Below are 24,326 nucleotides of genomic sequence, written 5' to 3'. Positions count from 1 at the left end.
AGCCAGGAAGTTATCGCCGCATGCGTGCCTTGATTGTTGAAGATCAGCCAGATCTGCTGTTTGCACTTCGAGGAATGCTGGAAGACGAAGGGTACGCCGTTGATACGGCTGCCGATGGTGAATCGGGGCTGCATCGTGCACTTGTCTGGGAATACGATGTCATTGTGCTTGACTGGATGCTCCCCCGGCTTTCCGGTTTTGATCTTCTCAAACAACTTCGCGCGAAGAAATCAACACCCGTGCTCATGCTCACAGCCCGTGATGGTGTGGCTGATCGAGTGCAAGGTCTCGATCAGGGGGCCGATGATTACCTCGTGAAGCCTTTTGATCGTGGCGAACTTCTGGCCAGACTGCGGGCGTTAATCCGGCGGGCAGCGGGTGAATCCGAATCATTGCTCGAACTCGGGCAGGGAGTAACGATCAATCTGATTCATCGCAAAGTCTTCCGGGACGATGTCGAGATTGTGCTGACTGCCCGCGAATACTCGATTTTTGAATATCTGGCACTGCATCGGGGTCGTGTCGTTCCTCGTACTGATTTGTACGACCACATCTTTGACGAAAATGACGAATCGCTCTCGAACCTGCTGGATGTGCATATTTCGAATCTCAGGCGAAAACTTGGCCGAGATGTGATTGAGACCCGTCGTGGCTTGGGGTACATCATTCATAGTCAGGCATCTTCTGCAGAACTTGTGGATGATGCATCCCACGATTCTGCTTCGTAAACGACGGTTGTTCTCAAGGCCCGGGTCTCAAAAATTCTGCGCTGGATAATCTGTTGTGGTCGAATTGACTTCCAAACGATGGCTCGGCATTCCCGGCTTATGGAATAGGTTCGCTTCGCGGTCGATTCGCGGCAGTCTCGTCGTCTGGGTCACTCTCCTGCTGGGTGCAGTGCTGCTGTTCTTCGCCGTCGTGCTCTATGAAACCAATCGTCGATTAACGATCGAGCGCATCGAAAGTGAGCTCAGATCGTTTGGATTCTCGGTGCTGGCCAATGGCCGATTTGGCAATCGATTTCCCACAACCGATGGAGGAAATCGAGTTGATCGAGATCGCCACGGTCGTGATGGATTTGAACGGGAACGACCGATTGGTGAACCCGGCCCTCCCGGCATGATCCCTCCTGAGCAAAACTCAGATGCAGCAGGTCGTGAGGCAGGTAAGCCGCCTCTGCCACTCATTGCTGACCAATTTCCCCAGGAGCAACCCGAGCGAAGAAATGATCGCAATGGACCTAATTCACGGGGAGGGGGCAGGAATGATTTTCCACCGGGAGAGTCGTTTCTAAGGAATGCCGGGCCGCCCGACTTTGATCGTCGTGGCCCCCCGGAGCGGATGTATTTTTTTGTCCGCCGGGAAGAGACGGGTGAGATCATCGATCGGTCATTTGATCTGCCCGAAGATGCACTGGCTCCTTTTCCTGAATCGAAGCTGCGAGGCCCGGCCGCCATTCATGATCCGACCCAATCCCGCTCGGTGAATGGTCGCTGGGAAGTGAAAGTCTTCGATCCCAGCCGAACACGTTCGATTGTCGTGGGCCGATGGATTCAGCGAGAATGGGATGACCTGCAGCGTCTGCTGCTGCGAACCGGCTTGATTGCACTGCTTTCGCTGATCATCGGTATCGCCGGGACATGGCTGCTGGCCAGACGCGTGCTTTCCCCGCTCGACGATATTTCCAAAACGGTCGATAAACTGACGGCCAGCACACTCAATCAACGGATTGACGTGGCCCCACTGAAAACGGAACTTCAGGCATTGGCTGAAGTTCTGAATGCGACCTTTGATCGATTACAGGCCGGCTTTGAACGACAGGTTCGTTTTACCTCAGATGCCTCCCACGAATTGCGGACGCCGATCGCAGTGGTCCTGGCACAAACGGAACATGCGCTGGCTCGCGAACGCTCGGCACAGGAATATCGTCAGGCACTGAGTGCCTGTGGTCGCTCCGCTTCCCGCATGCGCACTCTGGTGGAAAGTCTATTGGCTCTGGCGAGAGCCGATTCGGGTCGATTGCAACTCAATTGTCAGCCCATCGATCTGTTGCCGGTGGTGGAACATGCGATCGAGTCGATCAAACCCAAAGCGGAAACCAACCAGTTAAAGCTGGCGGCGCAGCTCACTTCGGCCACTGTTTTTGGTGATGCTGTGTTTCTGGGTCAGGTCGTTACGAACCTGCTCAACAACGCGATTGAGTACAATGCCCCCGAGGGGATGATCTTTGTCACTGTCACCTCGGATACAGACTCGGCCCGCATCTCCGTCGTGGACACTGGACGGGGGATGTCGGCTGAAGAACGATCGCATTTGTTTGAGAGATTCTTCCGGGCGGATGCCGCTCGTTCGGCATCCGGTTCAACGGGCCATGGGCTGGGCCTGGCCATCTGTCGTGAGATTGTCGAGTTGCATGGCGGAAAGATCGATGTCTCGACTGAGCTGGGTCGCGGCAGCACCTTTTGTGTCGTATTACCGTTGTATCGCGAAGTAGCGGCAAAGATCACTACTGAGATTGAAGCAGATCCAGAGACAATCAATTCTCAAACAACGAGTGAATAACTCGGTATGGTCACAACAGCCTTCAACTGGCCAGAAGCTGTTGTTCGAGGGTGTCCATCAGTTCGCGAATGTTCCAGTCTCGTCCACCGAGATGAAGCTCACTGTTCGAATCGAGCCATTCGCCCACTTTTTTCTCGGCAGCCATCACGGTGCTGTGATTTCGCCCGCCAAAATGCTGGCCAATTTCCTGATAGGCCGACTGGGTGTGCTTTCTCGCCAGAAACATCGCGAGCATTCGCGGCTGACTCACTGTGCGGGCCCGGCTGGATGATTTCAGTTCACGAGGCCGAACGCCAAAGAGCGTACAGATCGTCTGCTCGATATCGGCCAGTCGGACGATCTTGAGACAATCGCGTTCGAGATCAGCCAGAATCTGCCGCGCCGTGGCCAGACCGACCCGCCGTTCGCTCATTGTGTACCACGTGTGGAGGCAGTTGAGAGCTCCTTCGAGTTCCCGCACATTATTGCGGAATTTTTGTGCCACCCACATCAGTGCTTCTTCACTGATATCCGTCCCCATGCGGGCGGCTTTCATCTGCACGATCCGTTCACGCGTGGCCTGATCAGGTGCTTCGACCCGACAGATAAGCCCCGACATGAAGCGTGTGACCAGTTCATCCCCCAGTTTCGAGAGGAGCTTAGGGTGCCGATCGGCTGTCAGCACAATGGCCCGCCCACGATCTGCAAGTTCGGTAAATGTATGGAGAAATTCTTCGCGTATCACCCGCGTGTTGTCGAGGAAATCAACATCATCAATGAGGAGGGCATCGACATTGCGAAACTTCTGCCGGAATGAAGGCAACGTTTTGTCACGCAGTGCCTGGGTAAAACAGTTGGCAAACTGTTCGGCAGTCATCATCAGCACATTGAGCCCGGGATGCTGTCTGCGCAATTGCCGGGAAATTCCTTCCAGCAGGTGGGTCTTGCCAATCCCCACATTGCCAAACAGATAAAGAGGATTGAATGGAGCCGGCACTTCGTCGCAAATTTTGCGGGCCGCTGCCAGAGCCAGTTCATTCCCTGGACCGACGACGAGATCACTCAGTTCCATCGGGCGACGCGACATTTTCGCAGTGTTTGTTCTCCCCAAAGAAGCTGGATGATGAGATCCCGCTCCTGAGTTTGAACGAGATTCGTGAGATGCTGAAGAGAACCCAGCCGCCTGGATGATTGGCGCCTGGTTCGTTGGTACATGATTGGCTGGTACCTGGTTCGCTATTACCTGAGCCATCGAAGAGACATAAGGTCCCCGGCGAGGACCTGCCATCTGGGAGACCAGCGGAGTTCGGCCTGGCACGCTGCCGACCACCTGATCATCAGCGACTTTATTCCCAACTGCCAATTGGCTTTTGGCCGAAGCCTTGGCAGCCAGTGGCAGGTTCTGGGAAACAGGATGGTTGGCCGATTCAGATCGCATCACGTCGAGATTGGCTCCCGGAAAATTGCTGACTGGAAGAACTCTCGACGACTTATTGACACTTGGTTTGTCGGCACACTGTCTATCAATACGCTGTTCAACAGCACCAGAAAACTGATCTGCTGTATGATGCTCAGCCGGTTGATCCGGGGAGGGGATTGTGGAGATTGTGGCTCCCAACTTCAAGTCAGAGACCGCCGACTTTCTCGGGTTCTCGGAAGGCTTGCGATTCTGTGCGGGAAGTTGTGTGATCGCTCCGGTATTTGCTGTGGAAATCTTTTCTGAGGGGTTCCTTGATAAAGTCTCTTCGTGATTTGTCGTATGAGCTGATGTGATCTTCGCAGAGGATGTGCTTTGACCAGGTGACGCATCTTCGCTGAATGAAACGGTACTGCCCTGCAGGCATTCACGAGCCAGTCGCTCCAGCAGGGGATGGTATTCGCGCCTCAGCCAGTTTCGTAAGAACTCGTCTTCAATTCGCAGGACCAGTCGCCCCGCCTGATGATGAGACGTTGTGGCCTCCACTTGCTGCCAGTCGAAAGTGACTTTTCGAGCAAAGAGCATCTCATATCGAGATGACCCGATGGCCTCGATCAATGCTTCCTGAAAGATCTGCAAGGCCCCTGCATCAGACATTGGTGCCGTATTGAACAATAATGCTTTGGCAGAATCCGGTGCCCCCTTGGTCAGGTCCGGCGAAACACTGGCCGTGGCCGCGGATCGTTTCGCAGGCGCCTGGTTCGGAACGATCGACGAAGACTGGTTCGCAACGATCGACGCAACAGAGACATCGCGGTCATCTGCTGATTGCAGCGATCCGTTGGTTCGGCTGGAAGTGGCGTGACAAAGACCTGCCTTCATCAGGACAGATCCTAAGGAAGCCGCTTCCTGCGGAAGTTTGGCTCTCGTGGGATGAGAGTCATGTTTCGCGGAGCGCTTTGGTGGAGAACTCGGTGCTGGAAAACCCTGTGCTGGAGAGTGTTGAGTCAGAGCATTCGGCCTGACGAGACTTCCCCTGTCGAAACTTCCAGCGAGCCGTACGTGGTTAACGGCCGTCTGAACATCAGATTCAGACTGTCCATCGGCACTCTCAGATAGAAGCTGTGGCACGCCTTGTAGTGGGGCGGCGGGAGCCTGAACTGTCTGTTGTTGATCTCGTTCATCATGATTGATTCCGGGGTTCGCCAGCATCATGCCGGGTTGCATCGTGCAGACCCTCCCATGCCCAAACCACTTTGTCAGGACGTACTTTCAGAGTGCTGGATGGAACACATTCCATCAGCATGGAGAAAGTCAGGCTTGAAAAGGGGAAAGAGCAGGCCGCCGTGGATTGTGGGGGACTCGTGGATTCCCGACTCGCTGAAGTGCTTGCCTCCGGATGCAAATTCCGAAAGAACCACTCGCATTGAGTCAGGGGTTTGAATGATTGAGAGAAACAAACACTGTGCATCGGTGGCAATGAAATGGAATGGAATGAGGTCTGGACTCTTCACGGAAACTGGATGCCCCGTGATGACGCACCATCTATCGAACCGCCATCTATCGAACCAATGAACTCGTTGATCTGACTTCGAGCAAAGTGTCGAGCAATCGAGAAGACTGAACTCCACCCGCCCTGAATCATTCAAAGCAGGTGCGATGCTACCCCCCGCCAGCGGGGAGTCAAACCCAAAGGGTTCATAAAAAATTGGCAACTCGCAGCCTCGTGCAGAACAGTCCGGATTCCACAGGAAAACTCATGTTTTGCCCGCCGAGCGCTGCCAAAAATGAACTCATTTCGACCGACAGACAATGTTCAAAAGCTGTCAATTTCTTTCTCAGGGAGTGTTTGGAAAGCGGATGAAAACCTCTCGCGAGAAGAGCGGCACATAGCCACAATCCTCGTAAAGTTTTATCGCAAAATGATTTGTGGCATCTACAGCCAGCATGGCCCAGCGCTGTCGCCTTGCCAGTGCCCGCAGTTCCATTTCTCTCAACAGTCGTTGCCCAAATTTCTGGCCCCGTTGCCCAAAGACAACGCCGAGGTACGACAATTCCACAGTCGCTCTTTCTGCATCTTCACACAGCATTCCCACAGCCACTGGTTGATTCTTCACAAATGCGATACGCGTCAGCTCATTGCAGAATCGAGGCGACTGGAGGTGTCCCAACAGCATTTGTGCACCACTACGGAAGCCGTCCAGGCAGGGGAGATCGAGACTTCCCTGCAAGGTGGAATCGAGAATGAGGGCGACTTCCTCTGGGGCCTGCATGTCGGTGAACGATAACGTTCGCCAGTTTTCATCGCCTTCCAAAAGTTCATGCAGTTGAGCCGGTTCTGCCAATTCTGGCGATTTTTCGTACCAGTACGTCCGCAGGTCTTTTCCATAAAAGAGAATGTTTCCGACCTGCTCAAACCCAATCCGCTTGAGCAACAGCCATCGATTCAATTCCTCCGGGTCGGCCAATGACTGGGCGTATGCCATGGGGCCACCCATCGATGTGCCTCGGGCATGGCTCAGTTCCATTCGTAACTGCTCCAGCAGGTGGTCTTCCACCTCTTGAGCGACCCGTTCAGAAGTACCCTCTTGAACTCGAGGGGGCCAGACCATGATCACCCCGTCTTTTCCTGGCAGGGCCAGGGCAGCACCGATCACGCTGGCATCATCACCTTCTGTCGACAACGCCAGCAGCCAGCGAGCCTCAGCACCGGCCGCCATGGCCTCAGCCTGAATGTCTGTTTCCAATGGAAACAGGAGTCTCGCTCCTGCAGCCTGACTGGATGAAGTGCTGGCCACAACCACCTTCATGGTGCGGGAACCTTCCTGGTTTCAACGGCTCGAAGTGCCGCTCGGACAGCCGCGATTTGCTGAGAAAGCAGTCGCCGCTGGTGAGTCGCTGCCTGCTGAACGACCTGACGATCTGCCACGCCATCGGTTCGTTGCAAGGTCTCCAGTCGCTGCTCGGCACCACGTTGTGCATGGATAGCAGAGGTTTGCCCTTCGACCTGCAGGGTCTGGCCTTGCAGGTCTTTCAGTAAACCCTCAAGCCAGGTCTGGCACCTGGCATCCCAGGGATACTTCTGAAAAAGCATGACTGTCGCCCGCCGCTCTTCCGGGCTTGAACTTAACAATCCACGCTGAATCACCGGCTGCCATTCGACACTTTCCAAGGCATTTGATCGCAGCAGGATCTCTAAGGCCATCAGGCTGACTTTCAGCGAATCACTTTTGAGGGCTGCCGCAAACCGTACTCGCCAGAGCTTCCATTGATTCAGTTCAGATGCAGCCGGCCGGCCGGCGGGATTCGTCACCCTCTGTGGCCAGTCTCTGGTACTCCCCATCAGCCGTAGGATCTCGAGTTGCCGCAGTCGTAAGGCAGCGAGCCTCAATGCCAATTCGGCCTGGAGTTCGTCGGCAATACGCCCGGAGATTGAAGCCAACGATTCCGACGACATGGCGGCTTCCACTTTGGCAATCTCTGTCACGGTCTCGTCATAGATATTGATAATCCAAAGGGGAGGCTGCGGAGAGATCGCAAGAAGAGCCTGACCGGCGCTCTCCCGAGCGAGTGGAGCAGGATCATCAAGGAACATGGCGGCGAGCCGTTCTTCGGCCACCATTGCCCGCTCACCAAAACCGCCAATCGCCTCTGCCGCCATGGCTCTTAAAGCGAAGTCTTCATCATCGAGCCAGCGCATGACCTGTGGTAAGAGCATCGACGCTTCCTGCCGATAGGCAATGACCCCCTGCATTCCGGCTGTTCTCAATTCGAGCGGCAAATGACGATTGGTCAACAGCTTCTCGATCACAGTCAAGCCCTCGCGAGTGGCTCCCATCTCGACGAGTGCCGCAATGGCACTGAGCTGAATTTCCTCCGGGTAATGGCTGTCGAACGCAATCAGCGCCAGATCGGCGGCTGTGTCATATGCCAGCGAACCATACCGGCCCAGTGCAGGTAACACCCACAGAAGTGTACTTGCAGGTTCTTTGCCCGATTTCACTTCAGTCAGCACTTGCTTTAATGAGACCACTCCCGAAGGTGCTCGCGATCCCAGCCTGGCCAGAGCAATCGCAGCTCTGCGGCGAACCAGATCATCCACGTCGTGGCTCTCGACCAGTCGTTTGAGATCAGCCAGCAACTCCGGCGCAGGAGGCTGTGTATAGTCGAGCGTCTGCAAGGCCAGATCGACGCGCTGGCGGGCATCTTTGGCAGCATCATCTCGTGGCTCTCTTGCAGGTTGTTCTCCTTCAACCTGCATTCGTTCAACCTGTGGATGATCGGCCCAGGCAAATCTTCTCAAGACTTTTCCGCCCGTCGCCTGTTCAAAGCCCGATAATGGCCAGTCGCCAGGGGACAGACAGATTCCGAGAGACACCATCGTCAAGAAGATACGGGTGGTTCGAGCGGGCGGGCAGAATTTGTGCTGGCAGGACATGAGTCACCACCATAACGACCTGTCACAGTCGTCACGATGCAAGGGGCCTTGGTCACCGGATGCACCCTTGAATCTACCATAATCCTGCCAATGGCCCACCTCGAATTGCCAATTGATCGATTCGGGCAGAGACCTGAGGATCTTCGATCAAAGGTGGGGCATGCTGAGGCTTGATTCGTGCATCGATCACGAGGCTACCTGTGCAGCCAAAATGCTTGGCTTCGGTAAACGCACCAATGCCATCGATATCAACGGCAGGGTTCGATCGGGTGAACGTCACCCATAACCAGTTGTTGAGTGTGCGTGCCGAGAAATCAGCATCATCCACCAGCAGAATCAGAGGGAAACGGTTGATCGGCGAATCTGCGGGAAACGCGTCGCAAAACTCGCGCAGATCTGCGTTATGCGGTTGAAAGGCTGGAGCTTCAATCGCCAGCACACCCGGCATACAGAGTTTGGGATTTCGAAATCCATCTGGCAAATGAAACTCTTCTGTGATGCTGGTGGGTAGCTCGCGACGAACGGGCCCGGTGGCAGCCATGACCACTTTTGAGCCTTCGTTGAAACCACTCCCAGAATAATCGAGTGTGTCAATTGTTGTTTTGGTTTGAAAATGCAGATCACGCGACCAGTCAATCCGTCGCAAGAGATGAGCGAAGTAGGCCTCGATATCGTGAATGTCGAGCGATGGTTCGTCTTCATGAGCCACAATCAACAGATACTTGGCCAGCGAGAGCTGCCCCTGTCCAAGGATTGCATTGGCCTGTGTGAGGAGTTCCTGGGGACGATTTCGCTTCGCATAAGGCGTATATCGCTCACTGCCAATTGCCAGCAGCAAAGGGTGCACACCAGCCGCATCGACGGCATGCACGGCCTTCACACCGGGTATGACAGTGGGAATGATCGGGCCAGTGATCTCATGAATGATCTCACCAAACGAGGTATCTTCCTGAGGTGGCCGACCGACGACCGTTAATGGCCAGATGGCGTCTTTGCGGTGGTAAACCTTATCGACCTGCATCACCGGGAAGGGATGCGGCAAGCTGTAATATCCAAGGTGATCACCAAACGGGCCTTCAATCTTGGTTTCATGGGGATCAATCGAGCCGGTGATGACAAAATCGGCATCGGCCCAGAAGGGAAGTTCTCCCCGGCGCGAAACCATGCGAATAGGCCTGCCACCCAGTGCGGCCCCAAAGAGAAGTTCCGAGAGCCCTTCAGGCAAGGGCATGACGGCGGCCAAGGTCATCGCCGGTGGGCCACCGACGAAAATATTAACCTTGAGTCGTTCACCACGCTGGGCCGCATGGGCATGATGGACTCCAATACTGCGGTGAATCTGATAATGCAGTCCGATTTCACGATCGGGCAGATAATCGTTTCCTGTTAACTGGACTCGGTACATCCCGAGATTCGACTTAGCAAAGCCCGGTGCGAAAGGATCTTCACTATAGACCTGCGGTAAGGTAATAAAGCCGCCTCCGTCGTTGGGCCAGCTCTTCAGTTGTGGCAATTGGCCGATCGTCGTTTCGCAGGCTGTGACCGGGCCCGAACGCACCCGCCGCACCCACATTTTCCAGAGAGTCAGTGGCACATCCCAGTATCGCCACGGCTTTTTCGCCAGTTGCTGCGGATCGATCTTGAGTTCGACCAGATGACGAACCGCTTCGAGCTCTTGACGAAAAAGAAATCGTGTCCGTTCAATCGTTCCAAACAGGTTGGAAACCATCGGAAAGCGGCAACCTTTGGGTCTGGTAAAGAGAAGAGCCGGGCCCTTGGCCAGATAAACCCGCCGCTGGATCTCAGCCATTTCCAGGCAGGGATCGATCTCGACATCAATACGCTTCAGCATTTGATGTCGTTCGAGATCACGCACACAGGCCTGTAAACTCGCATATCCCATAGTGTTTTCAGTCATCCTCGGGGATGGGGTGGATTCCAGACCACCCGCAGATTTTCGACTTCTCGCGGTTTGCTCTTGATGGCGGACGAGTCAGTATGAAGTTCAAAACAAAAGATTATAGCGCCACCTCTTGAAGCCAACCTTTGTGCATTGCATTCTTCCAGTGGAATTGCGCGAACAGTTCTTGAATTCACAATTCTGCCAGTCCCTCAAATTTTGAGACTTGGAGAGCCGGGAATATGTCCAGTTCACAGATTTCGCCAGAGAGTGTTCCCTTTTCCGATCCACCACCTCTGGGCTATCGATCTGAACAGGGCCGAAAGGTCTATGTTGGTCTGATGATCGCGTTTGCCATCGTGACGGTCGCGGGCCCGTTCGCGATTCAGTTTTTTGAGCAGTTCCGCATGCAGCGGCAAATCGAGAAGGGTTTTACGATTGTCCGCAGCTTCAAGCCGATGCTTTCTGCCCGATGGGGAGATTTCCTGGTTGTCGCAACGGAAGACCAATATGTCGGTGGTGTGGGTGGCATGAGCGTTCGTGGTTCACTCGTGGCGTTCTCTCTGAAGGATGGATCAAGCGTTAAACTGCCGATGGAAGCCAATGGCGACATTGCGAGGCCACTTGCTGATAGTGCCGCCGTAGCAGTCCTTGCGAACGACCAGCAGGCGCACCTTGTCACCATCGATGCACTGTATCGCGTGGAGAAAATTGAGGGTGGTCTCTCGGTCGAGCGAGAAACGCAGTTTGATATGACCGCCATTGGCCCGGGCGAAGTCGAGTCGGATGCGATGTTGATTCGCGGCAGACCTGTCTGCAGGAATTCGACCTCGATTTTATCTATCGAAGGAAAACCGGTTCTGCTCCTGGGATTAGATCTCATCGATGGTGATCTCAAAAGTTATGATATCGAGCTGAATCTTCCCGAATTCATGACTCCCGCTGATGAGCCACCGGCAGGCAACGATGAAGAACCTGCGATGGTTGCCCCGCCTGGCGAGAATATGGTCGTCTCGACGAATAACCTGCACGTGAAGACGGCCTCTCTGGGCGCCAAGGTGTATCTGGTTGCATCGCAGGATGGAAAAACCGTTTATCGCTCGATGGAGGCTGATCAGTTTCTCCGACCGGACGAACCCCTGTTTGATCAGGATCCCAAACCCAATCCTGCCACCTCGAACGCCGAGGACTGGGAGAAGCTCGATGTTCCCGCCGATTTGTTACCACTCGCGATTCTGCCGACGCCCAACGTCACGCGGTTGGTGATGCGGGACGTGAATGGCCAATTCTATTCGGTCTACGAACGAACTGCTGCTGGCTGGTCTGCCGAACCCAGGCTGGTCACCCGTGCGGATCTGGAGGTGAATGCCGATGCTGACGTCTTTGCAGTTCCTGGTGCCAGTGAAGACACAATCGTCTTTGTTACGAACGATGTGGCCCACGGATTGCGGATGCATTCGCTGGTTAACGGAGACCTGCAGAAGCCGATCAAGCTGGCCGGTTGGGCTGCTCAGCCCGCAGTGGCCTATTACCTGGGGATCATCCAGTGGAACATGATCTTTGGCTTTTCCGTGCTGATTTTCATTGGCCTGGTACCCACCATTCTCATGGCCATGTTCCGTACCAATCAGTTGGAGCTTTCGGATCAGACAGTGGAGATGGCCTCGATTCTTCGCCGGGGAATTGCCCGCACCTTCGACTTTATGATCTTCTCCATCCCGCCGTATGCACTGGCCGGTTACTACATTTATCAGATGGACTGGTCCGAAGTGATCGGGACTTTCCAGAATGGAAACATGGTTGAGAAGGAGCTGACGGAATGGGCCATCTGGGCCTTAGTGGTGGGCCTGGGCTACTTCAGCTATTTCCTGATTGTGTTTCTCATGTACTGCTGGGTCGAAGGGACCTGGGGCACGACTCCCGGCAAGTTTCTCTGCCGGATTGAGACCTTGAGAACGACACTCAGACCCTGTGGCTTCTTTCGCTCGATCTTGCGAAATGCGGCCATTCTCATCGATGGTTTTTTCAACTACGTCGTGGGAGTCATGCTGATTGGCCTGCAGTACAAATGGCAAAGAGTCGGCGACCTGCTTGCTGATACCGTGGTGGTACGCACCTATCGACCCCAGCACAATTCTGACGAAATTTGAATCGTTTAGACTTTGCCAGACTTGTGAAATGTCCGAAATTCAGGGGATCCACAGGTTAAAAAGCAAAGGGCGTTCGTGCATGATTGCAGACGCCCTTTTCGTTCAGCAAAGCCTTTTCATCCATCCCACCACGAGAGCCAACCTTAGTTTGTTGGAGAACTCGGCTTCGTATTCGATGGGTCACTGATCCGAATCAATCCTCGACCAGTGCGAACAATCCAACTGTTATCAACAGCGGCGACTCCATAAACGACCTCGGTGGTCGAGATATTGCTTTCGGCGACCTCTTCAATCTGTGGTCCGCTTTTGAGCGTCACGACAAAGCCAAACTTTCCAAAGAAAGTGACGTGTCCATTATTGGCAACTGGAGAGGCCCAGACTTCACCGGGGAGCCTGTGTTGCCACTGGATCGCTCCATCGCTGAGTCTTGCACACGTCACGACACCCACTCGATTCACAAAGTAGACGAAATCTCCCACAACAACGGGTGAAGCATAGCCCGAAGAAACCTTATCAGACTTCCAGACCAGACGAGTCTGCTCGGCCGAACGATCATCCAGGCGAAAAACTCCACTTCCCGTAGGTTTGCTGGAAGGTGGACTCTGCGGACGCTCACCGCTGGATGGCGAACCCGCCGATTCATTTCCTGAAGGACCCGGAGGCTTTGATGTGACATCCTTAGGCTGTTCACCTTGAGAAGTCTGAGCAGGTGCAGTTGAAGTCGTCGAAGTCGATGGAGTGGCGCCAGGTGGGGTTGTCCCACTGCGTCGTCCGCCGCCACCGCCCCGCTCTGTAGCGGCACCAATCACAACGAGATCTCCGACCACTGTGGGAGATGCTGTGGAGTTCCCCTGAATCTCTTCGCTGATCCAAAGTGTGGCCCCATTCTCAGGATTCAAAGAGCGGACACTCCCAGCAGTCGAAATGAGGATCTGAGACTGGCCAGCCTTGTCGTAAACCGCTGGCGAACTCCACCCTGTTTGTGACGGATGATCAACCTTCCAGCGGTTCTGGCCAGTCTTTCGATCCAGAGCCAGAATGTAGGAAGGGCCTGCATGCGCCACTTGAATGACACACAGGTCGTTCACCAGCAGCGGTGAACTGGCATAGCCATGCGGGCCCTTGAACTCACCATAGTCTTTGACAATAGATCGCTCCCACTTCAGATTTCCGGAGTGGTCGAGTGCAAACAGATCGCCGCTTTCAAACATGGCGTAAACATGACCATCATCGACAACGGGCGTCGGAGCCCCCCGGCTGACAGTGTCGCTATCCTTCACCTTCTGAGTGGCGGAAAACTCCTTCTCCCAAAGAAGGGCACCGTCAGCAAGATGAAACGCGAAAAGGTGCAGGTGCTCCTTCATCTCTCCCGAGATGGATGTCACATAAACGACATTTTTCCAGACGACAGGGCTGGATTGCCCGTAGCCTTTGAGTCGGATCGACCAGTTTCCCTGAACCTGACCTCGCGCTTCCCAGGACCATGGGAGCTGGCCACCATCCAGATGGCTGTCTCCCCGGCCTCGAAAGCCAGGCCATACTTCTGTCGCCTGAGATGTGCCCCAAAGAGACAGACCAGCCGTGATCCATCCACAAACCTGCAAGTACAATCGATTCATTTCATTTGCTCTCTATGGACGACCGCTAAATTCTAATGTTGTGGAGAAGTCATGCTGTTTCCGCCAACACATCTTTATCGAATGGCAGAAAGTCACCCACCGCACTCAAGCGATGAAGTGACTTTCCAGGCAGTATGCCTGAATGAAGATTTTCTGGAAGCGTAGGCGCCAATCATTAATGAACGACTGGCGGCCATATGCTGCAATAAACCACGCAAGGGGGTGGACAATCATCAAATTGTTCTCTGGCAGCGTAAGCCCCAAACGAGGATGAACAACTGGCCCTCATCCGCTGCCCCCAAAGCCCGCAAGGGCCCGCAAGGGATTAGAATTCGGAAACGACTTCGTTGCCGTTGCGACTGTGAAGTGCGCGATGGAGTGTGATATCGATGTTTTCGGAGAGGAAGCGAACGGTTCCGTCGCCGATTAATACGTGAGCGCCACCTGTGTGGAGACTCCGTGGGCCATAGAAGCCGACGCCGTGAACTTGAACATCGGGGATGTTGCTGTTGGGTCGGTTATAGCCATTGGTGGTGACGTAAGTGCTGAGTGAACGAACCCAGGAGAGGCCGCGTCCCGAGCCATCCGTTCCACCTTTCCAGGTCTTTCCGGGAATGACGGGAGCGAGATCAGGATTGCTGATGAGGCCTGTTGGCCAGCCACTGCCAGAACCCATGTAGCCGCCCGTGGCGGGAGCTCCACTGCTGGAGGCACCAGCAGTCCCAGCGAGGAGCTTTCGATAGGGGAACGGTTCGCTCGTGCTGTCGGGGCTTCCATCGGCGCGAATGGTTTCACTCATGAAAACGGTATTGGAAGTCCCGTCAGTGATATCCCGGAAGCGGACGCTGGAGTTAAACCAGAAGATCCCATCTGTGGGAAAGCGGTCGTCGTAAAAAGTGCCGGTCCCGCTCCCGGTGCTGACCATGTAATTGTTGCCGCCGTAGGTGAAAGTATTGGCTCCGGAAGCAAATCGATATTGCGTGGGAGCAGGATCACTGGGGCAGAGGAAAACGGGCACCACGTTCGGGAAAACGGTCGCGAGTGCCGGATTGACTGTAGAACTGGGGCCGGAGCCAATCTGTGGAGGCACGCTGAAGTTGATCAGATTCTGCACATTGCCCTGATCAATATACGGGAGAATTCGAGCCTGGACCGAGTAAGTTGAGCTATTTCCACCCGTGGGAAAGACTGTGAAAGTGCTCTCGTAGTTATGGAGAGCCAGGCCCAGTTGCTTGAGGTTATTTCGGCATTGAGTTCGCCTCGCGGCCTCTCTGGCCTGCTGCACGGCAGGTAACAGCAATGCGATTAATATTGCAATAATCGCAATTACCACCAGCAGTTCAATCAAAGTGAAACCATGTCGTTTCTGGATGTTCATGCGAAGAGACCTCCTCGATCAGTTGTGTGAGAGAACAACATTTTGGACTGGAATTTTGATAAACACTGACAAATCAAGCTAAAAATGACGCTCCTGTCGTTGCGATCCACCACTGGATTGCGGGGTAAAACCAGGCATCCCAACTACTGCAACTGCATAACAGAATCTTTAGAATCGTCACTGCAAAATCATTCTAGAGCCCACTCGATTAATTGCAATTCAATTGCAATAAAATTCTGGTTGTGTATATTCGCGTGCTCAGGAGAAGGGGATCGCCACGACATCTGTGGTGGGTGTTCTTGAGTTTTTCACTTTCGGGACGGGAGGGCTGGTATGCCTCGCAATCGTGTCCATGAAGCACAGCAGTCGGGATGGTCGTCACTAGCCGCCCGGCATCTCCTCGCGAGGACGGGATTTGGCTTCGATCTGGAGCAAGAAGAGAAACTGGCGGTCTTATCACGAGAACAGGCCGTCGATCAGCTTCTCGAAGACGCTCAGAATGCCCCCTGCCCTACGCCGCCCGAGTGGGTCAAAACACCCTGGGTGAATACAGAACGGCGTTATGCAGATACCTCGGCTGACGAATTTCGCGGCAAGCATGGTGCGACCAACGGACGGTACGCCCGCGAGATCGCCGATCTTCGCCGCTGGTGGGTCAATGAGATGATGACGTCTCCGGTGCCACTGCGGGAGATGATGACACTCTTCTGGCACGGCCACTTTGCGTCGAGCATTGGCAAAGTTCTGATCTCCCAAGCCATGTACGAGCAGAATGCGACTCAACGAAAGCATGCGTTGGGGAACTTTCGGCAACTGCTGAAGGCCATGACGATTGATGGCGCCATGATGATTTATCTCGATCTGGAGGACAGCGAAAAAACACAGCCCAATGAGAATTACGCCCGCGAACTCTTTGAACTCTTTGCTCTCGGGCACGGTCATTACACCCAGGCCGATATTCGCGAGGCGGCTCGTGCACTCTCGGGGTGGCAACTGAATGCTCCACCTGGCACAGCCCTGCCCCAGAGACCAACCAACCCAGCGGATAACCGGCGCTTTACACGCGATGGTATTGTCGCAGAACTGGTGGTCGAGCGGCACGATGCGGGCACCAAAACAATCTTTGGAAAAACCGGCACTTTCGGTCTCGATGAAGTGATCGAACTCACAGTCAATCACCCGGCTTGCGGATTATTTCTTGCTGAAAAACTGGCCAGCTACTTTGGTCTGAGCGATGAAACCGGTCGAGTCCAACAGCAGATGGCCGAGGTGTTCCGATCAACCGGCGGTGAGATCGCACCGATGCTGCGCGTGCTGTTCACTGCCGACGAATTTTACACCGATGGGTCCAGAAATCGTCTCATCAAGAGTCCGGTCGTGCTCTGGGTGAGCACCTGTCGCCAATTGCAACTCGACACGACCTTTACGCGGGGAGTCAACAAATATCTGGCAGCCCTGGGTCAGGAACTCTTTGAGCCACCCAATGTCAAAGGCTGGCCAGGTGGTGAAACATGGATCAGTGCAGGAACTCTGGCACTGAGATACCACCTCACGGATATTGTTCTGGAATCGAAAGAGCCACCGGGAATGGATCCCATGGGCCGGGATCGCGGTCGGCCAGTCATACTTCCCAAAGATCCTGCCGAGCGAGCCAAATTCCTCGCACGTCTGGAAGGAGGAATGTCCGACGGTGAAGGGATGATGGCACCTCGTCGCGGCGAACGGGAAGCCGGCCCCGCTTACGACGTCAAATTCTCGCCAGACAAACTCTTTCCTGCCGGTATCCCGGACTCGTCTGCCGATCTGGCGGATCAGCTGCTGAATCGATTGCTGGTGGATTCACCACGGGCAGAACTTCGGGCAACTGCTATGGAGGCCGCGACACGAAACGTGGGACCTTTGCGGGTTCAGGCAGTCCTGCGGCTGATCCTCAGTTCGCCCGATTACCAGCTCACATGATTGGTTGTATCAAGCGGACATTCTCATCCATCGATTCAGTGCGAGGTCAACATGGCAATCTCTCTTTCCAGTCGACGCGAGTTCTTGAAGCAGGCAGGATTGTTGACTGCCTGGAGTCTGACACTTCCGCAGTTTGTGGTGCAGTCACGCCAGGCGCTGGCTCATGCACCCATCGAGGGTTTACCCGATGATCGCATCCTCGTGCTGGTTCAACTGGCTGGCGGGAACGATGGGCTGAACACACTCGTGCCTTATGGTGATGATCTGTATTACAAGGCACGTCCCAAGCTCTCTGTAGCGCCACAAGACGTACTCAAGATCGACGATTACTGTGGTTTTCACTCCGAAATGTACGCTCTGCGGGAGTTGTGGGAAGATGGCCTGCTGAGTCTGATTCAGGGTGTGGGATACCCGAATCCTGACCGCTCGCACTTTCGATCCACCGAAATCTGGGAGACTGGTTCCGGATCGGAGAAGAACATCGCCAGTGGCTGGATTGGCCGATACTTTGACAGCGAATGCTCAAAAGCGGTGACACCAACGCTGGGTGTGCAGCTTGGCGAACGAACGGCACAAACCTTTGCCGGCGATCATCCGCGCGTTGTGACTCTCTCGAATCCTCAGCTCTTTCAGTTTTCCGGCGGATCAGCGCGAGAAGACGAGTTGGCCAAAGTTCATGTTCCCTCAGTGAGTGCGAATTCTTCTTTGGCATTTCTGCAGCGAACAGGGAACGACGTCCTGTCGGTTTCGAGACAGCTTTCCGAAAAGGTGAGGTTGCAGCCGACAACAAGGGATTACCTGCCCTATCAGTTTTCGCAGACACTCCGACTGGTGGCGAAAATGATTGCCGCAGAGGTTCCGACCAGGGTCTATTACGTATCGTTGCCAGGGTTCGATCATCATGCCACACAGAAGATGCGTCATGCGATGCTGTTGCAGGAACTGAGTGAGAGCCTTTCAAGCTTTGTGCGCGATTTGAAAAACTTAGGGCATCTGGATCGCACACTGGTCGTCACCTTTTCTGAGTTTGGCCGCCGTGTGGCCGAGAATCAGAGTGAAGGTACGGATCATGGGACAGCGAACCTCATGTTCATGGCGGGAGGAACTTCCCGAGCAGGGTTCCATGGCACGCGTTCCGATCTTTCCCGACTGGATGACGTGGGGGACTTGCATCACACCACCGACTTCCGCAGCGTTTACGCCTCGATTCTCAAAGACTGGCTGGGAGCCAACCCCGCCGGCATTCTCGATCCGTCAATTCTTCCCATGGCGGGAATCCTGGGCTGATCTCCACGATTGAACGGCGGGCATTCTTTTTACTCAACAAATCACGGTCAGTCGCTGTCACAGCAACTGACCGTGATTCATTTTCGGGACTGTTCAGTCGTGATGATTTGTCAACCAGAAATCAATTTTAATTCCTATCAGTTACTTAACACGACATTCATACAGAATTCACATCAACAAACGAGTGTTTGCACCTAATTCCATGTGATTGAGAATGCTCAAACTTTCCCAATTTCTGTAGCCAGGCAAACTGAACCTGTGCCCCGCAGGTTTGCTCATCGCACGGTTTTTGAATTGCGTCATTGAGTCAGGTTCGCGAGGAGCGAACCACCAGCTCTTCCCTGTTATCCAGTCATGATTTGAGGATTTTGTTCATGCGAAGCCGAAGTGGTTTCACTCTGATTGAGTTACTTGTGGTCATTGCGATCATCGCCATTCTCATCGCTCTCCTGCTCCCGGCTGTTCAGCAGGCGCGAGAAGCGGCTCGCAGAACTCAGTGCAAGAACAATCTCAAGCAGATCGGCCTGGCACTGCACAACTATCACGATGTCTATCAGGCACTTCCTTCCGGGAGCATTGTACTGCTGAATGCTGCCGGGACAGCTTACAACGGCCACGGTTGGACATGGCATGCCAGCCTGCTGCCGTTCATTGATCAGGCTCCCATGTACAATGAAGTTCAGGGATTGAATGGTATGGGGACTGAGGGTGGTGGCGTAGGCGATGCGAAGCAGGATCTGGTGGGTAAAGCTCCATTGACTGTCTTCTGGTGTCCTTCACAACCCGATGTCACATTGGGTGTTCAGAAGAATGGCTACGCACCATCCAACTACAATGCCAACATGGGAACATTGATTGGAAACGATGGCGACGACTGCCTGAGTGGTGGTCGCACATTCGCCACGATGACACAGGCCGGTGGCTGCATGAATTGCGATGGAATTTTCTTCATCAGCAGCAGCGTACGCTTCCGGGATGTCACAGATGGGCTCTCCAATACAATCTTCATCAGCGAAGTGGTCGATTCGGGTGGAGATGCCGACCGGCTGGGTGGTGGCGGCAGTGATCGCAAGCATGGTTTTTCAGGTGGTGCGGACAGCAATCCTCCCACAGAAATGTCGGAATATCTGATTGCCGCCGAAGGTAACGACCCCATCAATTCGTACACCGAAGAAGCTGCAGGAAGTTATCACACCGGTGGTGCCCACTTCCTGATGGGTGATGGCAGTGTCCGTTTCCTCTCTGAAAACATGCACATGCCCACTTATCAGGCCATCAGCACCCGCGGCAAGAACGAAACTGTGGGTGAATTCTAAAGCCCGGTGCCGATATGTGTCGGGGCTGACCTATCAAATCCAGTCGAGAGAATCAGCCCCATTTCTTCGATGATGAGGCCTCGACGCAACGATCATCGTGTGGCTTATCAGAGATTCATCTACACCTGTTTTGTGGGAGTTGAGAATATGAGCTTCCCTGCCACTGGTCGTAAACTCCTGCTCTGTTTGTGGGCGATCGTCGCTGTTGTGACGCCCGGGTGTTTCGGCGTATCCGATGCTCCCGCACTGGGACTCGTCTCTGGGACAATCCTTCTGGAAGGTGAACCCGTCAGTGGTGTTCGCGTCACCTTTCATCCGGATCAGGGGCGACCGGCATTTGGAATTACCAATGCCAGTGGCCAGTATGAACTGACCTACATTCGGGAGACTCGTGGTTGTAAAGTCGGCCATTGCCGAGTTGTGCTGGGATCCGGAGAAGAGGGGTTGGATAACACGTCTGCCGAAGGAGATGGCGCCGCCCAGTTTGAAACAGCCGCCGACGAAAAATGGTTACCGGCCAGGTACACCACGGCATCAACACTCGAGGCCGACGTCAAACCTGGCAAGAACGTCATCGATTTTAATCTGACGAAGTAGCTGCCTGAATCATTGAGGCCGTCCTGTGGATTGCCCGCGTTCTTGTCATGCAGTAAAGGATGGTGCATTCCGTCGAAACTTCATGATACCCTACAAAACCGGGATGGGTATCACTTCTCTTTCACGGCCAATCTGATACCTCGTGTATGCTGTCTCGATTCACAATGGATTGAATCCATAACATCACTCCAGGGAGGCATCTCAATGTCTCATCGGCAACAATTACAGGCGGCATCTCCAGCATGTGAACTTTCCCAAGTTCCATCGGAACTTACTGAATCACTGCTGGCGAAAAAGTGTCTCCCTTGTGAAGGAGGCATTCCTCGACTGGGACCGGCTGAGATTGCCACTCAATTGCCGCTTGTACCGGGTTGGCAGGTCTCGGATGACAACAAGATGATCAGCCGCTCGTGGCGAGCCCGCAATTTTGTCTCGGCAATGGAGCAACTGAATGCGCTGGCCGATATGGCCGAGGCTGAGCAACATCACCCTGATCTGCATCTGACAAGTTATCGCCACATACGAGTCGATCTCTGGACACATGCGATTGATGGGCTCTCAGAGAACGACTTGATCCTGGCAGCAAAGATCAATCAGTGGCTGCAGAAGCAATCGATCACTTAAACCAAAAGTCGATCATGCTCGCTTTGATCCTGCCTGTCACTCGCTGGATCATCACCAGGCGCTCATCTCATATTCTGTCAGGTAACCTCGCAGCAGGTTTTCCATCACTGCGATCAATGGGAGTGGCCGTTCGACTTCCAGAGTGATCGCGCGGGGTGAACGCACAATGGTCGCTCTCCCCGGTTGGAGATAAGGCAGAATTGCTGCTGCGGAGGGAAAATCAATCGCCTGGATGCGACTGGACGCTTCTTCACCAAATCCATCATTCACAAGACCACTGTAATCAATCCAGGTGGACCACAGTGAAATCATGGGAGTCAAAATCGTCGCGCTGTCCATCCACAGGTAACCCAGCCCCTGCCCCTCCTTAGGCAACGATTTTTTACCGGTCATCGTTTTGGCAAAACTTGCCTCGTCATTTTGCAGAAAACGCAGATAGGCCTTGATCGCTTGAGGATGCGACGCCACGACCAGATGTCGATCGGTCAAACATAATGACCATGTGGTGCGCAGAATCGAATAGCTTGGGGTCTCGATGGTATAGATGGTGCGATCCATGAACTCGGTCTGCTGGACTTTGGCACCATCTTCAATGCTCACACTGTTCGCTACGACTTTCATAATCTCAGCAAAAGCAGCGACCGCCTTGCGCGGGTCACGCACTTCCCAGCTTCCGATCAGACCACCGTCGAGCATGGCCCCCTGCTCACTTGAAGCAAAAAGTATCCATGTGTCGCCGAAAGCCGAAAAGATATCTTCCTCAACCATCACTCCCAGTTCGGTATTCATCTGCTGAATCGTTTCATCCAGCAGTGTCTGACTCCCGGGGACGGTTTCCTTCATCGTTTTGCGAAGCGAGTTGAGCCACTGAGCCGGGCTGAGTTTAAGTGCTGCCACGAGTTCGGCTTTGGCAGGCACACGTTCAAAGTCTTTTTCAGTGAGTGCCGGAGTATCGAGCACGTGCCACAGACCCTGGGGTTCCTGGTTGAACACGATCTGGCCGCGCATGGTGAGTGTTCCTTGAGAAACACCCGTGGCACAGGCACAGCTTTGTACGGAACTTAAACCCGCGAGATCAGCCAGCAAGAGTTGGGCTTGAACCGCAGGATCGGGGATTTTTCGCAGCAGTTCACGCAGACCCTCGACATCCACGAAGTGAGTCACACCCACCCGGCTGATCCCTAATCGGGAAATGGCCTGCTCGTATCGAGTCGCTTTTTCCGCCTTGATTTCAGGTGTCTGGCGTGTGCGATCGAGGGCTTGTCTCAGCGCTGATTCCCCAATCGCCACCCAGAGATCGTTCTCATGGCGATGCATGATGACGGGGACAGCCATCAGATTCGCATGGCGGTATTCGTTGGCCTGGTTGCCGGTGGCCTCTTCGAGACCCAGGCAAAGCTCCAGCACTTTCTGAACTCGATCGGCCTCATCACCGGCCCGAATGAGCAGGATCATCGAGCTCACTCGCCAGAAGGGAGGGATGGCCTCCAGAGTTCCCGGAAACGAGGCGTCACCATTCTCGTTCGAATTGCCATCTTCCAGTTTTTTCCGCGCGCGGGCCATGATGGCTTCGTCAAAGGCCGGTGTAGGTTCAATCCACAGGCTGCCGGCATGGCGAACGAGGACATGCTTCAGAAATTTCATGCGGAACAGATTCGCTTCGGCGTGATCCCAATCGGCGAGTGTCACTCCAAAATCGTGATCCAGCTCTTCAGAAAAATCACGATGGGCACGATCGAGCGCCTGCCGGAAATTGCTGATCTCAACATCGGCAAAAAAGCCATCGATCCCCGGGGCACCGGGATCACCTTTGCCTGGTGCCGTCCATTCACTGCGATAGACCGCCGTGACAGGTGCTGCCCGCTGGACAACCAGATCGGGCTCCCCGGGTGGTAACCCCGCCTGATCGACGCCAAACAGCATCAGCAGGAGTTGCAGCAAATGCATCGTTGTCGATTGTGCTTCCATTGGCCGGCTTCCCTGGTCAAAACGTTTTTCCACATGGCATGCTAATCATGCAGGAGCTGGCTTACCATTTCAGAGAGGTTTCTGTCGTGTTTCTCAGTCAACAACTGATTGAAGCCAACGCAGGTTATGCCTACCTTCAATGAGGATCGTGGATCAGCCAGCACGACCCGCATGCTTATACAGAATCAGCACAATTGAGAATCAGCACCATACGAGAGGGAGTCAGGCAACATGTTGAAAGAATGGCACCGAAAGATTTGCGGCGGGCTCCCTTGGGTGTTCCTGAGTGCCATGATGTTTGTGGCTTTAGGACATGCGAATTCAGCCCTGGCCGCCGATACGATTGATTTTTCGAAAACACCCACATCCGGTGCACAGGTCGCGCAGAAGCTGGTTCTTGAAAATCTGCCAGCTCCGGCCATTCAGTATTGGATTTATCTGCCCAAAAATTACACCGCCAGCGATACTTCGAAGAAATGGCCCGTGATGCTGTTCTTGCATGGCGCCGGGGAAAGTGGTTCTGATCTGGAGAAGGTTAAAAAGCATGGCCCCCCCAAACTTGTGGGAACCTTGCCGGAACTCGAACAATTCATTGTGGTTTCACCTCAAGCCACGGAGACGAACCGGCCCGTGTTCGAGCGGTGGGATGCTGGTGAATTGCAGGCTTTGGTTGAGCATATTCTCAAGACCACGCAGTCAGACAAAGATCGCGTGTATCTTACGGGGCTGAGCATGGGTGGTTTTGGTTCATGGCGACTGGCAGCAAAACAACCGACGCTGTTCGCCGCCGTAGTGCCTGTCTGTGGAGGTGGTAAGGCCGAATATGGCGAAGCCATTAAATCGCTCCCCATCTGGACGTTTCATGGCGATGCAGATTCCGTAGTACCACTGAAGGCGACAACCGATATGGTAGAGGCGATTCGTGCTGCCGGTGGCCAGCCGAAGTTGACCGTCTACCCAGGTGTCGGCCATGACAGTTGGACGGCGACTTACAACAACCCTGAACTTTACAAGTGGCTCCTCGAGCAGCATCGCTGAAAGTTCTGACTCGGATATTATCACACTGACGCAGAGTCAAAGCCCGGCAAGATCAACAGTCATCTCGAATCTCAGGAACATCTCCTCACCAGTG

The 24,326-nt window shown here is 54.2% G+C and carries 16 protein-coding genes; 9 read left to right on the top strand and 7 right to left on the bottom strand.

Features of this window, described 5'->3' with window-relative positions:
• The first annotated feature begins 20 nt into the window (after positions 1–20).
• On the top strand, positions 21–728 hold the full coding sequence (locus A6X21_RS03410; protein ID WP_068846108.1) for a response regulator transcription factor: 708 nt from the start codon (positions 21–23) through the stop codon (positions 726–728).
• A 55-nt stretch (positions 729–783) separates the two neighbouring features.
• Positions 784–2,562, top strand: a complete 1,779-nt coding sequence (locus A6X21_RS03405; RefSeq protein ID WP_068846107.1) for a sensor histidine kinase — start codon at positions 784–786, stop codon at positions 2,560–2,562.
• 22 nt (positions 2,563–2,584) lie between these two features.
• On the opposite strand, the gene A6X21_RS23580 is transcribed toward A6X21_RS03405, so the two are convergent.
• The 4 genes from A6X21_RS23580 to A6X21_RS03385 form a co-directional block, all read right to left on the bottom strand.
• Positions 2,585–5,185, bottom strand: coding sequence for a chromosomal replication initiator protein DnaA (locus A6X21_RS23580; RefSeq protein ID WP_083233372.1), 2,601 nt, complete (start codon positions 5,183–5,185; stop codon positions 2,585–2,587).
• 611 nt (positions 5,186–5,796) lie between these two features.
• A complete protein-coding gene (locus A6X21_RS03395; protein WP_068846106.1) occupies positions 5,797–6,768 on the bottom strand; it encodes a GNAT family N-acetyltransferase in 972 nt (323 codons plus the stop codon).
• Positions 6,765–8,396, bottom strand: coding sequence for a HEAT repeat domain-containing protein (locus A6X21_RS03390; RefSeq protein WP_131818172.1), 1,632 nt, complete (start codon positions 8,394–8,396; stop codon positions 6,765–6,767). Before A6X21_RS03390 ends, A6X21_RS03395 begins: the two co-directional genes overlap by 4 nt.
• Before the next feature lie 73 nt (positions 8,397–8,469).
• Positions 8,470–10,299 carry a UbiD family decarboxylase gene (locus tag A6X21_RS03385; RefSeq protein WP_068846104.1) on the bottom strand — a complete coding sequence of 610 codons (1,830 nt, stop codon included), beginning with the start codon at positions 10,297–10,299 and terminating at the stop codon, positions 8,470–8,472.
• Between the two features lie 239 nt (positions 10,300–10,538).
• Between A6X21_RS03385 and A6X21_RS03380 the strand changes: the two genes are divergently transcribed.
• Positions 10,539–12,446, top strand: coding sequence for an RDD family protein (locus A6X21_RS03380; RefSeq protein WP_068846103.1), 1,908 nt, complete (start codon positions 10,539–10,541; stop codon positions 12,444–12,446).
• Between the two features lie 143 nt (positions 12,447–12,589).
• Here the strand turns inward: A6X21_RS03380 and A6X21_RS03375 are convergent, their stop codons facing one another.
• Both A6X21_RS03375 and A6X21_RS03370 read right to left on the bottom strand, forming a co-directional pair.
• Positions 12,590–14,065 (bottom strand): outer membrane protein assembly factor BamB family protein, encoded by a 1,476-nt coding sequence (locus A6X21_RS03375; protein WP_068846102.1) that lies wholly within the window; start codon positions 14,063–14,065, stop codon positions 12,590–12,592.
• A 325-nt stretch (positions 14,066–14,390) separates the two neighbouring features.
• Positions 14,391–15,443 (bottom strand): DUF1559 domain-containing protein, encoded by a 1,053-nt coding sequence (locus A6X21_RS03370; RefSeq protein WP_068846101.1) that lies wholly within the window; start codon positions 15,441–15,443, stop codon positions 14,391–14,393.
• 333 nt (positions 15,444–15,776) lie between these two features.
• Here A6X21_RS03370 and A6X21_RS03365 point away from each other — a divergent pair, with 333 nt between their 5' ends.
• The 5 genes from A6X21_RS03365 (at position 15,777) to A6X21_RS03345 (ending at position 21,226) form a co-directional block, all read left to right on the top strand.
• Positions 15,777–17,402, top strand: coding sequence for a DUF1800 domain-containing protein (locus tag A6X21_RS03365; RefSeq protein ID WP_068846100.1), 1,626 nt, complete (start codon positions 15,777–15,779; stop codon positions 17,400–17,402).
• Positions 17,403–17,453: 51 nt separating this feature from the next.
• A complete protein-coding gene (locus A6X21_RS03360) occupies positions 17,454–18,689 on the top strand; it encodes a DUF1501 domain-containing protein (protein ID WP_068846099.1) in 1,236 nt (411 codons plus the stop codon).
• A gap of 374 nt (positions 18,690–19,063) precedes the next feature.
• The gene (locus tag A6X21_RS03355; RefSeq protein ID WP_068846098.1) at positions 19,064–20,005 is read left to right on the top strand and encodes a DUF1559 domain-containing protein; all 942 of its coding nucleotides are present in this window, start codon (positions 19,064–19,066) and stop codon (positions 20,003–20,005) included.
• A gap of 99 nt (positions 20,006–20,104) precedes the next feature.
• On the top strand, positions 20,105–20,602 hold the full coding sequence (locus tag A6X21_RS03350; protein ID WP_131818171.1) for a transthyretin-like family protein: 498 nt from the start codon (positions 20,105–20,107) through the stop codon (positions 20,600–20,602).
• 204 nt (positions 20,603–20,806) lie between these two features.
• Entirely contained in the window at positions 20,807–21,226 is a 420-nt protein-coding gene (locus tag A6X21_RS03345) for a 4a-hydroxytetrahydrobiopterin dehydratase (RefSeq protein WP_068846097.1), read from the top strand.
• 51 nt (positions 21,227–21,277) lie between these two features.
• Here A6X21_RS03345 and A6X21_RS03340 read toward each other — a convergent pair whose 3' ends face one another.
• Entirely contained in the window at positions 21,278–23,194 is a 1,917-nt protein-coding gene (locus tag A6X21_RS03340; protein ID WP_068846096.1) for a DUF3352 domain-containing protein, read from the bottom strand.
• Positions 23,195–23,425: 231 nt separating this feature from the next.
• Between A6X21_RS03340 and A6X21_RS03335 the strand changes: the two genes are divergently transcribed.
• On the top strand, positions 23,426–24,232 hold the full coding sequence (locus tag A6X21_RS03335; protein ID WP_068846095.1) for a carboxylesterase family protein: 807 nt from the start codon (positions 23,426–23,428) through the stop codon (positions 24,230–24,232).
• Positions 24,233–24,326 lie beyond the last annotated feature (94 nt).

Source organism: Planctopirus hydrillae (assembly GCF_001707835.1).
Classification (GTDB): Bacteria; Planctomycetota; Planctomycetia; order Planctomycetales; family Planctomycetaceae; genus Planctopirus; species Planctopirus hydrillae.
This window is presented reverse-complemented; position numbering and strand designations above follow the sequence as displayed.